General features: G+C 67.2%; 12 protein-coding genes. 2 read left to right on the top strand and 10 right to left on the bottom strand.

The window, feature by feature from the left end; genetic code table 11:
- The 7 genes from EZJ19_RS04890 to EZJ19_RS04860 form a co-directional block, all read right to left on the bottom strand.
- Nucleotides 1-274: alpha-E domain-containing protein (locus EZJ19_RS04890; protein WP_131445177.1), on the bottom strand; the 274-nt coding region annotated here is incomplete at its 3' end.
- Between the two features lies 1 nt (nt 275).
- Nucleotides 276-1,727, bottom strand: coding sequence for a circularly permuted type 2 ATP-grasp protein (locus EZJ19_RS04885; protein ID WP_131445176.1), 1,452 nt, complete (start codon nt 1,725-1,727; stop codon nt 276-278).
- A gap of 279 nt (nt 1,728-2,006) precedes the next feature.
- A complete protein-coding gene (locus tag EZJ19_RS04880) occupies nt 2,007-2,486 on the bottom strand; it encodes a nitrate reductase cytochrome c-type subunit (RefSeq protein ID WP_131445175.1) in 480 nt (159 codons plus the stop codon).
- On the bottom strand, nt 2,483-3,394 hold the full coding sequence (gene napH, locus EZJ19_RS04875; RefSeq protein WP_131445174.1) for a quinol dehydrogenase ferredoxin subunit NapH: 912 nt from the start codon (nt 3,392-3,394) through the stop codon (nt 2,483-2,485). Before napH ends, EZJ19_RS04880 begins: the two co-directional genes overlap by 4 nt.
- The gene (gene napG / locus EZJ19_RS04870; protein ID WP_131445173.1) at nt 3,391-4,164 is read right to left on the bottom strand and encodes a ferredoxin-type protein NapG; all 774 of its coding nucleotides are present in this window, start codon (nt 4,162-4,164) and stop codon (nt 3,391-3,393) included. Before napG ends, napH begins: the two co-directional genes overlap by 4 nt.
- A gap of 156 nt (nt 4,165-4,320) precedes the next feature.
- Nucleotides 4,321-7,080: a nitrate reductase catalytic subunit NapA gene (gene napA, locus EZJ19_RS04865; RefSeq protein WP_165873465.1), complete on the bottom strand. Its 2,760-nt coding sequence runs from the start codon at nt 7,078-7,080 to the stop codon at nt 4,321-4,323.
- A 22-nt stretch (nt 7,081-7,102) separates the two neighbouring features.
- On the bottom strand, nt 7,103-7,417 hold the full coding sequence (locus tag EZJ19_RS04860) for a chaperone NapD (RefSeq protein ID WP_131445172.1): 315 nt from the start codon (nt 7,415-7,417) through the stop codon (nt 7,103-7,105).
- Between the two features lie 164 nt (nt 7,418-7,581).
- Here EZJ19_RS04860 and EZJ19_RS04855 point away from each other — a divergent pair, with 164 nt between their 5' ends.
- Nucleotides 7,582-8,271 (top strand): Crp/Fnr family transcriptional regulator, encoded by a 690-nt coding sequence (locus EZJ19_RS04855; RefSeq protein ID WP_131445171.1) that lies wholly within the window; start codon nt 7,582-7,584, stop codon nt 8,269-8,271.
- Nucleotides 8,272-8,326: 55 nt separating this feature from the next.
- Here the strand turns inward: EZJ19_RS04855 and EZJ19_RS04850 are convergent, their stop codons facing one another.
- From EZJ19_RS04850 to EZJ19_RS04840, 3 genes are all read right to left on the bottom strand, one after another.
- A complete protein-coding gene (locus EZJ19_RS04850) occupies nt 8,327-9,121 on the bottom strand; it encodes a TIGR01458 family HAD-type hydrolase (protein WP_131445170.1) in 795 nt (264 codons plus the stop codon).
- Between the two features lie 227 nt (nt 9,122-9,348).
- Complete coding sequence (locus EZJ19_RS04845) at nt 9,349-10,734, bottom strand: Do family serine endopeptidase (RefSeq protein ID WP_165873464.1); 1,386 nt, start codon at nt 10,732-10,734, stop codon at nt 9,349-9,351.
- Between the two features lie 226 nt (nt 10,735-10,960).
- Nucleotides 10,961-12,430, bottom strand: coding sequence for a CYTH and CHAD domain-containing protein (locus EZJ19_RS04840; RefSeq protein WP_131445168.1), 1,470 nt, complete (start codon nt 12,428-12,430; stop codon nt 10,961-10,963).
- Between the two features lie 73 nt (nt 12,431-12,503).
- On the opposite strand from EZJ19_RS04840, the gene ppk1 reads away from it, so the two are divergent.
- A complete protein-coding gene (ppk1, locus tag EZJ19_RS04835; protein ID WP_131445167.1) occupies nt 12,504-14,570 on the top strand; it encodes a polyphosphate kinase 1 in 2,067 nt (688 codons plus the stop codon).
- Nucleotides 14,571-14,575 lie beyond the last annotated feature (5 nt).

Here is a 14,575-nt window from a genome sequence, read left to right as displayed (position 1 = left end):
CCCGGGCGAAGTGGATGCTCGACAGGATGGAACTGGGGTTCTTCTCGTCGCCGATCAGGAACTCCATGATGCTGGCCTCGTCGAGCGCGATGCCGCGCTCGCGCACCTGGTCGTCGACGCCGACGACGTGGATCAGGACGTCCCAGCCGAAGTGGGCGCCGCGGGGCAGGTCGAGGAGTACCTGGGTGGTGCTGTTGATCAGGCGGGCGGTGTTCTCGGCCCGTTCCAGGTAACGGGTCATCCAGTACAGGCTTTCGGCGACGCGGGAGAGCATGTCAGGCGCCCTCCATGTCGACGATCCAGGTGTCCTTGCTACCGCCCCCCTGGGACGAGTTGACGACCAGGGAACCCTCCTTCATGGCGACCCGGGTGAGGCCGCCGGTGGTGACGTACATGCGGTTCGACTGCAGCACGAAGGGGCGCAGGTCGAGGTGGCGGGGTGCCAGCTTGTCGTCGATCAGGGTCGGCGCGGTGGAGATGGACAGGGTCGGCTGGGCCATGTAGTTGCGCGGATTGGTGCGGATCAGCTCGGCGAAGGTGTCGCGCTCGGCCTGGGTCGCACGCGGCCCGATCAGCATGCCGTAGCCACCCGATTCGTTGGCCGGCTTGACCACCAGCTTGTCCAGGTTGGCGAGCACGTAGTCGCGCTGGTCGTCGTACATGCACAGGTAGCTGGGCACGTTGGGGATGATTGGCTCTTCCTTCAGGTAATACTGGATGATCTTCGGTACGAAGGCGTACACGACCTTGTCGTCGGCCACCCCGGCGCCGGGCGCGTTGGCGATGCCGACCTTGCCGTTGCGCCAGGCCCGCATCAGGCCCGGCACGCCGAGCGCCGAATCGGGGCGGAAGGCCTCGGGGTCGAGGAAGTCGTCGTCGATGCGGCGGTAGATCACGTCCACCCGGCGCAGGCCGGAGATGGTCTTCATGTAGACGCAGTCGTCGCTCTTGACCACCAGGTCGGAGCCCTCCACCAGGAAGGCGCCCATCTGCTGGGCCAGGTAGGAATGCTCGAAATAGGCGGAGTTGTAGATGCCCGGGGTCAGCACCGCGATCACCGGCCGGTCGGAACTGCGCGGCGACAGGGCGGCCAGGGTGTCGTGCAGCTGGGTCGGATAGTTGTCGACCGGCAGGATGGTGCAGGACTGGAACAGCTCGGGGAACAGCCGCTTCATGAGCTGGCGGTTCTCCAGCATGTAGGACACGCCGGAGGGCACGCGCAGGTTGTCCTCGAGGACGTAGACGGTGCCGTCCTTGTCGCGCACCAGGTCGGTGCCGCAGATGTGGGCCCAGACGCCGAAGCGCGGCGTGATGCCCCGGCACTGCTCGCGGAAGTTCTTCGAACCCTCCAGCACCTCGATCGGGAAGACGCCGTCCTTGACGATGCGCTGGTCGTTGTAGAGGTCGGTGATGAACAGGTTGAGGGCCTGCAGGCGCTGCTTGAGGCCCGCCTCGATGCGCTGCCACTCCGAACGCGGGATGATCCTGGGCACGATGTCGAAGGGCCAGGCGCGGTCGATGTTGCCGGCGTCGCTGTACACCGTGAAGGTGATGCCCATGGTCATGATGGCCGCTTCCACGGCCTTGCGCCGGGCCTCGAGCACGCTGGCGTCGAGACCGGACAGATAGTCGAACAGGGGTTTGGCGGCGGCGCGGGGCTGACGGTCGGGGCCGATGAGTTCATCGTAGGCGACGTCTAGGCGGTAGTTCTGGCTGAGTATGTCCATGGTCGATATACCGGTCTTTGCAGATAAACCAGCATGTTTCGTGCCAACCCGGCAAACGGCCATTACGACGATGGCAGGGTTGTTTCGTTATCGATCACGCCTCACCCTGGAGCATGAGTGCACCATCTGCGTGCACCACGCTGGCGCCAGTATAGACGCCGAACGCGACGCCGGGGTCCGAAATGGTTCATGCCGGCCCCAAACTGGACCATGCCCGAACCCGGACCCCGGCGTTGCCGGCGAAACCCCGGGCGGCGGCCAGCGCCGCCCGGCATGCGCCTACTTCTTGTGCGCCGCCTTCTTGTCGAACACGCTCTCGACCAGCAGCTTCACGTCGGCTTGCGGGCGGTGGCACTGGATGCAGTTCCAGCGCCCCATGTACAGCTCGCCCTTCTTGACGTCGACATAGTGGCTGGCCGGCACCGGCACGGGGATGCCCGGGGTGATCTTCTGGCCGATCATGTCGGGCTGCACGTGGCAGTCCTTGCACAGGTTGGAGTCGCGCGTGATCGGCACCATGTCCTTGGTGGTGTGCGGGATCATGGGCGGCGCCGTGTTGTACGAGCGCGCGGCGCGCTTGCCCACCGTGCCGGCGTCCTTGTCGCCGTATTCGAAGGCGGCCGGCTCAGGGGTGTCGTAGACGCTCGCCTTGGAGAGGCCGAGATCGTCCTCCGGGATGGCCTGGTCCTGTACCGCCGCCGCCGGCAGGGAAAGGGCCATGGCGGCCACGAGCGCGCCGAACAAAGTGCTATTCCTCATTTCGTCCTCCTTGCAGAAACGGATTTATCCGCACCAGGCTTGCGGATCAAAAGCCTCAAATCGAATGCCAGGCTGCCTTCCGGGCACAGGGGCGTGCATCGGCCGCAGTTGCTGCATTCGCCGGAATCGACCACACCCGTACGCTCCAGGTGCTTGAGATTGAGCACCTGCGGTTCCGGGCAAACCTTGGCGCACTCGCCGCAGTGCGTGCAGCTGTCCTTGTCGTAGCGCACGCGCACCTGGGCGGTGCGCCCGACCAGCGACCAGAAGGCGCCGAGCGGGCACAGGTGGCCGCACCAGCCGTTCTTCAGGATCAGCAGGTCGAACAGGAAGATGGCGGCCAGGGCCATGATGCCGGCGCCGAAGCCGAAGATGATCTCGCGGTGCATCATGCCGACCGGGCTCACCCACTCGAACGCGGCCAGGCCGGTCAGGGCCGACAGGACCAGGCTGGCGGCGAGGACGAAGTAGCGGATGTTGCGGTTGACGTGGAACATGGCCGGGATGGGCAGGCGGGCGCGCAGCCAGCCGGCCAGGTCGGTGACCATGTTGACCGGACAGACCCAGGCGCAGAACACCCGGCCGCCGAGCAGCAGGTAGAAGCCGAGCACGATGGCCGAGCCGAGGATCACCTTGCCCTGCAGGACGTGGCCGGTCAGGAATATCTGCAAGGTCGCGAACGGGTCGGCCATGGGCACCATGCCGATGAACTCGGAGGCGGACAGGTTGCCGGTCAGCAGCGGCGTCTTGGCCGGATATTCCCAGGCCCAGTGGGCGGTGCCGAAGAACAGCATCAGGATGCCGAGCTGGACCAGCCGGCGCAGGACGATGTAGCGCCAGGACCACAGCCGGGCGGGGAAGGAACGCTGCTCGAGCTTGTCGTGCGAGAGGTCGGCGGCGGTGCTCATAGCCCACCCTCGTTGAGGTAGTCGACGCCGGCGGGCTTGCCGGACGGTTCGGGCGGCGTCTCGGGCGCCTTGTCGGACGGCTTGAAGTCCTGGGTGATCTCGGTGTCGAAGGTCCAGCCCAGGCGGTAGTGCTCGCCGATCTTGCCCTGGACCAGGGCGTGCGGAAGGATGCGGATGGCCGGTTCCGCGGTCGGGCAGGCCTTCTCGCAGATGCCGCAGCCGGTGCAGTAGTCGGAGTTGACGATGGGCCGGAACACGGCGTGCTTGGACAGGCCGCGCGGGTCGGTCTCCAGGGTGATGGCCTTGCCCTTGAGCGGGCAGTCGCGGTGGCAGATCTCGCAACGCAGGCCCTTCCAGGACAGGCAGTTCTCGATGTCGATCACCGCCAGGCCCATGTGCGCCTGGTTGATGTCGGTCAGCTGCGGGCTCAGGGCGCCGGTCGGGCAGGCCTTCACGCAGGGGATGTCCGGGCACATGACGCAGGCCCCGATGCGGGGCGTGAAGAAGGGCGTGCCGATGGGCAGGTCGCCGCCGGCCGGGGCCAGCTTGAGGATGTCGGGCGGGCAGACGTTGACGCACTCGCCGCACTTGATGCAGGCGGCGTTGAAATCCTTCTCGGCCAGGGCGCCGGGCGGACGCAGGGCGTACGGCTGCGCTTTCGCCTCCTGGCGCACCAGGTAGGCCCAGAGCAGCCCGCCGGTCACGGCGAGCGAGGTGCCCTGCGCAGCCTTCACCAGAAATTCCCGTCTTGCGACGTTGAGTTCAGCCATTCTTTCCACCAATTGCACGGTCGACGTTCACGGCCGGTGGCCGTGGCCTGTGCGGGACGTTTGTCGTTCACCCAAACCCTCGGCGGAGGGCTTGGGCGAGCCCCCTCCGCGGCCGTCCGCCGGATCGGGCGGACGCGGAAGGCAACCCGGCCGGGGTCAGGCCTTGTAGACCTTGACCGAGCACTTCTTGTAGTCGGTCTCCTTGGAGATCGGGCAGGTCGAATCGAGCGTGACCTTGTTGATCAGCACCGACTCGTCGAACCAGGGCACGTACACCAGGCCGCGCGGCACCCGGTTGCGGCCGCCGGTCTCGATGCGCACCTTGACCTTGCCGCGGCGGGATTCCACCCAGACCAGGTCGTTGCGCTTGAGGCCGCGCGACTCGGCATCCTTCGGGTGGATCCAGCACACGGCGTCCGGGAAGGCGCGGTACAGCTCGGGGACGCGCCGGGTCATGGAACCGGAGTGCCAGTGCTCGAGGACGCGGCCGGTGCACAGCCAGAGGTCGAAGTCCTTGTCCGGCTGCTCGACCGGGCTGGCGTAGGGCCGGAAGTAGATCTTGGCCTTGCCGTCCAGCTTGACCTTCTGGCTGCCGTCACCCGGCTTGTCCAGGTCGCCCATGACCAGGGCCTTGCCGTCGTTGCCGTAGAAGTAGATGCCCTGGCCCTTCTTGACGTAGGGGTCGTACTCCTCGTTGAAGCGCCAGCGCGTCTCGGTCCACTTGCCGTCCTTCAGCACCACCGGCCAGCGCAGGCCGCGCACCTTGTCGTCGTAGTAGACGTCGAACGGCGCCAGGTCGTGGCCGTGGCCGGTGCCGAACTTGCGGTACTCCTCGAACATGGCCTTCTCGACGAACCAGCCCAGGTTCTTGGCGATGTGGTTGTCGTGGCCCTTGGCGACCTTGTCCGGCCACTTGTAGGTCTTCTTGTTCTCCGGCGTGGCGAACAGGGCGTCGTACAGGCTCATCTCGGGGTCGTAGCCCATCTTCTTGGCCTCGTCGAGCACCGAGGGCAGCTTGCCGTCCTCGAAGCCGGCTTCCTTGAGGCCGGGGACCTTCTGCTCGCCCCAGGTGTCCTTGATCTTCACCCGCTTGGCCAGTTCCAGGAGGATCCAGAGGTCGCCGCGCGCCTCGCCGACCGGGGCGACCTGCTGGCGCCAGCACTGGGTGCGGCGCTCGGCGTTGCCGTAGAAGCCCCACTTCTCGAAGATCATGGCGGCGGGCAGGACCAGGTCGGCCACCTTGGCGGATACCGTCGGGTAGCCGTCGCAGCAGACGATGAAGTTGTCCATCTCGCGCGCGCCCTTGATCCAGTGGTTCAGGTTGGCGGTGTTCTGCCAGGGGTTGTTGACCTGCACGATGGCCCACTTCATGGCGCCGTCCTCGAGGTCGCGCATCATCTTGACGAAGTGGCTGCCGACGGTCGGGTTGAGGGTGTTGGTGGGCAGGTGCCAGAGTTCCTCGCTGTGGTCGCGGTGCTTCTTGACGTTCACCACCATGTCGGCCGGCAGGCGGTGCGAGAAGGTGCCGACCTCGCGGGCGGTACCGCAGGCGGACGGCTGGCCGGTCAGCGAGAAGGCGCCGCTGCCGGGCATGGACTGCTTGCCCAGCAGGAGGTGGTTCATGTAGCACTGCTCGTTGACCCAGGTGCCGCGCTGGTGCTGGTTGAAGCCCATGGTCCAGTAGGACACCACCTTGCGCTTGGGCTCGCAGTAGAGGTCGGCCAGCTGCTTCAGCTTGGCCTTGAAGGCCTCGTCGGACTCGTCCGGATCGCCCTTGGCGACGGCCGTGGTGAAGTCGGCGTCGTAGGGTTCCAGGGCGGCCTTGAAGTCCTCGAAGGAGATCGCCCAGTCCTTGCCGGCGGTGGCCGTGTTGGCCTGCTTGACCTGCTCGCCTTCCTTGCGGCGCTGGGCGATGGCTTCCCACTTGTCGATGACGTGGACCTGCTCGTTGGAGACCACCTCCATTTCCTTGCCGGAGGCGAACTTGTCGGCGTTCTTGGGCCGGAAGCCGTAGCCGATGTCGTACGGGCCGGTGGCGAAGACGGCGTTCTTGTTGACGAAGTCCCAGTTCACCGCGTTGCGCTTGACGATCTCGCGGGCGATGTAGTTCTGGATCGCCAGGTCGCCGGAGGGCCGGAAGACGATCTCGATGTCGGCGATGTCGGAAGACATGTTGCCGTAGGTGGACAGGTTGACCACCTTCATCTTGTCGTGGGTCAGGCGCCGGTTGGTGATGCGCGACCACAGGATGGGGTGCATCTCGGCCATGTTGGCGCCCCACAGGACCGCCGTGTCGGTGTACTCGATGTCGTCGTAGTTGCCGGCCGGTTCGTCGATGCCGAAGGTCTGCATGAAGCCGGCCACGGCCGAGGCCATGCAGTGGCGGGCGTTCGGGTCGATGGTGTTGGAACGGAAGCCGGCCTTCCAGAGCTTGGCGCCGACGTAGCCCTCGGGCACGGTCCACTGGCCGGAGCCGAAGATGCCGACGCCGGTCGGGCCCTTCTCGCGGTAGGCCTCGAGGAACTTCTCGGTCATGACCTCCATGGCCTTGTCCCAGGACACCGGCACGAACTTGCCCTTCTTGTCGAACTTGCCGTCGGTCATGCGCAGCAGCGGGGTCGTGAGGCGGTCCTTGCCGTACATGATCTTGCCGTTGAAGTAGCCCTTGACGCAGTTCAGGCCGCGGTTGACCGGGGCGTCCGGGTCACCCTTGGTGGCGACGATCTTGCCGTCCTTGGTGGCGATCATGATGCCGCAGCCGGTACCGCAGAAGCGGCAGGCGCCCTTGTCCCACTGCCAGCCCGCCTCGGCGGCCTTGACGGCGGCCTCGGCCTCCTTGGCCAGGGGCATGCCCACGGTCGCGGCGGCGCTGGCGGCGATGCTGGTCTTCAAAAAATCACGGCGTGTCAGTCCCATCACAACCTCCTTAAAAAAACCGTTACTCGCTCAGGTACGCCGGCACGGCGCAGGCCTGTTCCTGTTCAACCAGTTCGGGGGGGATTTGCTCGTATTCCTTTTCGTCGTCGGCCAGGTAGTGGTAGACCATGTCGGCCATCACCACGTGGGGCAGCGCCTTGATGCGCTTGACGCCGTCGATCTCGGCGTGGATGTCCTCGGCCTCCTGAATCGCGATGATCCGGCCGTCCGTCTCGTCCACCTGATGCACCTCGACGCCGGGCAGGGCGCCCAGGCTATCGACCACGGTTGCCAGCCAGTCGGGCTTGGCGACTACCAGAATTCCGGAAATGTTCACGGCCGGGCTCCTTCTCGAACGCGTCTGATTTCAGATGCGGACATCCTGACGGCGCCGACGCGAGAAGACTTTGACATCGGTCAAGAAATCGACCAGGAATTAGGTAGAGTTACCTTTTCCGTATCGGACCAATAAATAACAATCGAGGCCAGGAAGGAGACTGCATGATTCACGAGACACGCCACCCGATCCCGGAAATACTGGCCCGCCAGCCGATGTTCAGGAACCTCGACCCGGCCGAACTGGACGCCATCGCCTCGGGCACCCGGGAATACCGGGTGCGCCGCAACGAAGTGCTGTTCCAGAAGGGCGACCCGGCCGCCGGCATGCACATCGTCATCGCCGGCCAGGTCAAGCTGTCGATCGGGTCCAGCCAGGGCAGCGAGAAGGTCATCCACATGGCCGGCCCGGGCAGCACCTTCGGCGAAGCGGTCGCCTTCCTGGACCGGCCCTATCCGGTGAGCGCGGTCGCCACCCAGGACAGCATCGTCATGCTGATCGGCAAGCCCACCCTGGAACGGGTCCTGGTCGAAAGCCCGGCGTTCTCGCGCAAGATGCTGGCCAGCCTCTCCAGCCGCCTGCACGAGTTGATCGACGACATGGAGAGCTGCACGCTGCGCACCAGCATGCAGCGGGTCATCTGCTTCCTCGGCCAGCAGGCCCCGGCCAGCCAGGACGGCGCCTTCAGCGTGCACCTGAACAGCAGCAAGCAGACCGTCGCTTCACGCCTCAACCTGGCCCCGGAGACCCTCTCGCGGGTGCTCGGGCAACTGGCCGAGGCCGGCCTGATCCGGGTCGACGGCCGTACCATCACCGTGCTCAGCCGGACCGACCTGGAACGCTTCCAGGCGTGAGCAGACGCCCGGAAGCCGGACGCGGACCCTCGGCCGAAAGACGAGGCGGCGCCGCTCAGCCTTGCGCCGGCGCGGACTCGATGCACTCGAACAGATGCGCGATCGAATCCAGCTGGCAGTCCGGCGGGACGGCGCCGTTCTTCTCGCAGCCGGGCCGGTACTTGCCCGTCCTGACCAGTATCCCGGTCATCCCGGCCGCCTTGCCGCCGCCGACGTCGGTCTCGATGTCGTCGCCGATCATGGCGACTTCGGCGGCGGGCAGTTGCAGGGACTGCAGGGCCAGCTCGAAGAAATCGCGGCTCGGCTTGCCGATCACCCTGGCCTGCTTGCCGCTGACGAATTCCAGCCCGGCGACGAAGGCCCCGATGTCGACCTGGAGCCCCTCCTCGCCCTGGAAGAACTTGTTCTTGTGCATGGCGATCAGTTCCGAGCCGGCGTGCAGCTGGGCGAAGATGGTGTTGACCAGCGGATAGCTCCAGGCCGCGCCGATGTCGCCGATGACGACGTAATCGGGCAGCTCGTTGTTTATCGGGAACTCGGCCAGCGCCGGCAGGACGCTGTCCCGGACGACCGGGTTGATGCTCGGCCGGCCCAGGCTCTTCAGGTACTGCACGGTGGCCGTGATCGGACTGAATATCTCGTCCTGGCGGACGTCGAAGCCGAGGCGCTGCAGCTTTTTCGTGACCGACAAGGACGTCCGGGTCGTCGTGTTGGTGAGAAAGCGTCTCGGCATGCCCACCTCGGCCAGCCGCCTGATCACCTCCCGGGCCCCGGGCACGGGGGTCTCGCCGACGTACAAGACGCCGTCGAGATCGATCAGGAGACCACGGATACACGTCAATCGCGCCATCGCATTGCCCCCGGTGAATGAGCCGGCCCGACCGCATCCAGGCCGGGATGAATCGACCGTCCCGCCGGCACGCCGGTGGAACCCGAAGCCAGCTTACTGCAATCCGGTTGCTTCCGGTCGCCCGTACGCCGCATCTGCCGCTGCCCGGCCCGGGGTCGCGGCAACGGCTCGGGACCCCGGCCTGCCGCCGCCGCGAACAAGGTGCCGTTCGCGGCCGGCAACCGCGTTCAATCGTGCTTGGGTATCACGATGGTCAGGAAGGTCGTGCTCTCCTGGCGCTTGATCAGAACCGGTATGGGTTGGCCGGTCGGCAGCTGCTTGACCAGGCCGGCCAGGCTCGCGGCATTTTCCACCTCGTTTCTGCCCACCTTGAGCAGGATGTCGCCCGCCTCGATACCCGCCTCCACGGCCGGGCCCGGGGCGGTCTCTTCCACCGCGACGCCGCCATGGATGGCCATGACTTGCTTGATGGCCAGGTCCAGGTCGGACACCTCCAGGCCGAGCCGGTCGATCCGGGTCAGGCTATGCTTGCGCGCCAGGTTGTCCTGTCCGAGTTCCCCGACCTTGGTCTTCAGCCGCACGGTCGTGCCGTTCCGGAGGACGCTCAGGACATGATCCGTGCCCGGCTGGCTGGCACCGATCAACGGCGGCAAGTCCGCGCTGTCGGTGATGGCGGTGTCATCCAAGGCCAGGATCACGTCGCCCGGTTCCAGACCGGCCTGCTCCGCCGGGCCGGCCGGCCGCACTTCGTTGACCAGCGCCCCGCGCGGCGAGTCGAGACCGTAGGCCTGGGCCAGCTCGATGGTGAGATCCTGGGCACTGACCCCCAGCCAGCCGTGCGTGGCATGGCCGTCGGCCATGATCTGCTTGGCGACGGCCAACGCGGTGTTGATGGGAATGGCGAATGACAAGCCCATGTAGCCGCCACTGTTGCTGACGATCTGGGAATTGATGCCGATGACGCGTCCGGCCAGGTCGAACAGCGGGCCGCCGGAATTGCCGGGGTTGATCGGGACGTCGGTCTGGATGAACGGTACGTAACTGTCGTTGGGCAGGGCCCGCCCCAAGGCGCTGATGATGCCCTGGGTCGCCGTACGTTCGAGGCCCAGGGGCGCCCCGATGGCGAGCACCCACTGGCCGACCTGCAATTGCGACGAGTCGCCCAGGTTCACGGTGGGCAGCTTGGCCGCCTCGACCTTGAGCACCGCCACGTCGGTCAGCGGGTCGACCCCCAGCACCCGCGCCGGAAGCTCATGCTTGTCGGCAAACCGGACCATGATCTTGTCGGCATCGGCCACCACGTGGCGGTTGGTCAGGATCACGCCGTCGGGAGTGACCACGAAACCGGAACCCAGGCCCGTTTCCCGGGGCGGCATATGGAGCGGCTTGCGCGCGGCTTCTCCGGCCTGGTCCGGCTCGTCGGCCTTGTTGCGAAAAATCCGGACGTTGACCACGGCCGGCCCCTGCCGGACCACCAGGGCCGAGAAATCCGGCAGCGCCATGTTCGGCGGGGTACCGGCACGCGCTTGGTGGAACGACGCCGGGTCGGCGGCCATTGCCGGGGCGACCTGTACCAGCAGCAGCAGGGCGAGTACTCGAAGGTGGCTGACCATGCGTTTCTCCAGGCGACCAGGGTCAAGATGATGTTCGGGCGTTCTTCGGCTCATTATCCAAGACTCCGGGACGCACCGAAGCAGTTTATTGCCGACCGGTCGGCGCGGCGGTGAGGGCCGAAGACCTCCGCCACGACACGGCACCAGGCCAGCCTCCCTCGGGCCATCGTCCGGGGCGAGGCGGTGGCGGCCGGAGCGGCTCCCGCGGCGCCCGCAAAGGCGCGGGTCAGCGCCAATACGGCTTCACGGCGGCGATTCCGGCGACCTGCGCCGCGACGCCGGCCAGGCGCGCCGCCGCCCGGGCGGCCAGGAACCCTTCCACCAGCCCGACCGCATAGGCATCGCGGCCGTCCCGGTTCAGGGCCGCCAGCAGGCGATGCGCCACCGCGGCGTCGTTGACCGCGCCGAGGCCGTCCTGCAGCGCCGCCACCCCAGCGAGGTAGCGGACGGCCTTCTTACCCGACAGGGCGGCGAAGGCCTCGCCGGCATAGCGCAGGCGCTTGGCCGCGATGCGGGTCTGGTGCCGGCCGGCCGCGTCGAGCCGGCCGAAGTCGCCGGCCAGGCGGCGGAACTTGCGCAGGCGGCGGTCGAGCACCTGCCCGGCCCACTGATCGAGGTCCGGGCCGTCCGTGCGCGGCTCCAGCAACGCCGCCCCCATGGCCAGGACGAGGCCGGTCAGGCGGCGGTCGCCGGCCGCCGCGCGGGCCCGCTTGCCGGCCGCCGCGCGGGCCCGGCCGGCCCGGGCGCGCAGGTCGTCCAGGCGTTCCGGTTCGGGCAACTCGGCGCCCACCCCGGCCAGGGTCTCGATGACGAAGACGTCCCAGTCGCGCGCCGGCGACAGCTCCGCCATGAACCAGCGCAGGTCCGCCACCCAGTCGTCGTGCTCCAGGCCCAGGGAGCGCCCGAGGCCGAGCATGGTCCGCAGCCGGCGCACCGCCACCCGGGCCTGGTGCAGGTATTCGGGATCGTCGCCGGCGATCAGCCCGGGCAGGTTGCGGCCGAGCTGGTCGAGGGCCGAGAGCAGGACGCGCCGCCAGGCCTCCTGGGCCGGCAGCCGGCGCGACAGGGCCACCGCCTCCGCCTTGGCCGGCATCTCCTGCCAGGCGCCGACCAGGCCGTAGCCGCGCAGCGCCTTGCTGCGGTACTCCGGCACCATGGCGACGCCGGCGAGCAACTCGCGGGCGATCTCGAACAGCACGGCACCGGTCCCGGCCTTGAGTTCCAGTTCCACCTCGGCCACCGGCAGGTCGGCCGCGCCGGCCCGGATGTGGCCGAGGTCGAGGGCCACCTCGACCGTGCCGGCCGGCCGCTCGATATGCCAGATGGTGCGCTGGAAGTCGGTCACGAACACCGGCGCCAGGCGCGCTTCGACCTCGGGCGTGATGGCCGCGCGCGCCGCCTCCGGCAGGAGCGCGAAATCCGGCTGTTTGCCGGCCAGCCTGACCTCGTATTCCGGCCGCATGGAGAGGCCGCCGACGGAGCCGCGGTCGAGCTTGACCGTCTGCACCCAGTGGTAGCCCTCGCGGCGCAGGCGGAAGGCGCCACGGTTGCGCGAGAGTTGGAAGTCGGGGGTATCGAAATAGATGCCGTACAGCTTGTCCCGGCGTACCGGCACGCCGCTCAGCAAGGCATGTCGGCGCAGCCCGGCCACGGCGCGGGGCGCTATGGCCAGCTTGAGTTCGATTTCGATGGACATCCCGGCGCGATAGCTACACGAATGGCTTTCAGGGTAGCATCAACGGGCTATTCCGATTGTTACAGCGACCATCATGAGCCTCATCCCGTCCAGTGAATTTCTCATCAACCGCGAACTCGGCATCCTCGAATTCAACCGGCGCGTGCTCGCCCAGGCGGAGGACGCGGCGACCCCGCTGTTGGAGCGGCTGCGCTTCCTGTGCATCTTCTCCAGCAACATGGACGAATTCTTCGAAATCCGGGTCGCCGGACTCAAGGAGCAGATGCGCCTGAACCCGCAGCATGCCAGCGTCGACGGACTGAACGCGCGCCAGGTGTTCAAGGAGGTGGCCAAGGCCGCCCATGCGATGGTGACGCGCCAGTACGAGCTGCTCAACAACGAGGTCCTGCCCGCCCTGGCCGAGCAGGGCATCCGCTTCCACAAGCGCACCGAATGGACGCCCGAGCAGGAGGAGTGGATCCGCGAATATTTCTACAACGACCTGATGCCGGTGCTGACGCCGATCGGGCTCGATCCCTCGCACCCGTTCCCCAACGTCCTCAACAAGAGCCTCAACTTCGCCGTCGAGCTGGCCGGCAAGGACGCCTTCGGCCGTTCTTCGGGCAAGGCCGTCGTGCAGGCGCCGCGTTCGCTGCCGCGGGTGATCCAGCTGCCGGCCGGCGTGGCGACCTGCGAATACAGCTTCGTCTTCCTGTCCTCCATCCTGCACGCCCACGTCGGCGCCCTGTTCGCCGGCATGGAGGTGCACGGCTGCTACCAGTTCCGCGCCACCCGCAACTCGGACCTGTTCATCGACGAGGAAGAGAACAAGAACCTGCGCGAACAGCTCCAGGGCGAGCTGCCGCACCGCCACTTCGGCAACGCCGTGCGCCTGGAAGTCGCCGACAACTGCTCGGAGTCGATGAAGGAATTCCTGCTCAACCAGTTCCACCTGACCCGCGACGACCTCTACCAGGTGCGCGGCCCGGTCAACCTGGTGCGCCTGATGAACGTGCCCGAGAAGACGGACCGCCAGGACCTCAAGTTCCAGCCCTTCGTGCAGGGCCTGCCGGCCGCGCTGGCCGACTGCGACGACATGTTCGCCGCCATCAGCGCCGGCGACATCCTGCTCCACCACCCGTTCCAGAGTTTCCAGCCGGTCATCGACTTCGTCCGCCAGGCCGCCGACGACCCGGCCGTGCTGGCCATCAAGCAGACCGTCTACCGGACCGGCACCGACTCCGAGCTGATGCGCCACCTGATCGCCGCCGCCCAGCGCGGCAAGGAAGTGACCGTGGTGGTCGAACTCCTGGCCCGCTTCGACGAGGAGGCCAACATCAACTGGGCCGAGAAGCTGGAGGCCGCCGGCGCCCACGTCATCTACGGCGTGGTCGGCCACAAGACGCACGCCAAGATGGCCATGGTGGTGCGGCGCGAGAACGGCAAGATCAAGCGCTACTGCCACCTCGGCACCGGCAACTACCACGCCCGCACCGCCCGCCTGTACACCGACTTCGGCCTGCTCACCTGCCACCCGGCCATCTGCCAGGACGTCAACGACGTGTTCATGCAGATCACCGGACTGGGCAGCGCCGGCGAACACGACTACCTGTGGCAGTCGCCGTTCAGCCTGCACCCGAACGTCATCCGGGCGATCGAGAACGAGACCGAGCGGGCGCGCAACGGCGAGCCGGCGCGCATCGTCGCCAAGATGAACGCCCTCCTCGAGCCGCGCGTCATCGGCGCCCTCTACGAGGCCTCCCAGGCCGGCGTCCAGATCGACCTGGTGGTGCGCGCGGTCTGCGCCCTGCGCCCGGGCATCCCGGGCATCTCGGAGAACATCCGGGTACGCTCGGTGATCGGCCGTTTCCTGGAACACCACCGGGTGTTCTATTTCTGGAACGGCGGCGAGGAGGACGTCTACCTGTCCAGCGCCGACTGGATGGACCGCAACTTCTTCCGGCGCATCGAGACCTGCTTCCCGGTCCTCGACGACAAGCTCAAGAAGCGGGTGATCGCCGAGGGCATCACGCCCTATCTCAAGGACACCCTGCAGGCCTGGGAGATGCAGCCGGACGGCAGCTACCGGAAGCGCCAGCGCCGCGGTCGCGGCTACTCCGCCCAGGAACACCTGCTCAAGCTCCTGGCCTCCAAGGGCTGAGGCGC

The sequence above is a fragment of the Parasulfuritortus cantonensis genome (assembly GCF_004337445.1).
Lineage (GTDB): Bacteria > Pseudomonadota > Gammaproteobacteria > Burkholderiales > Thiobacillaceae > Parasulfuritortus > Parasulfuritortus cantonensis.
The sequence above is the reverse complement of the archived record's forward strand: the minus strand, read 5'-3'. Positions and strand labels throughout refer to the sequence as shown.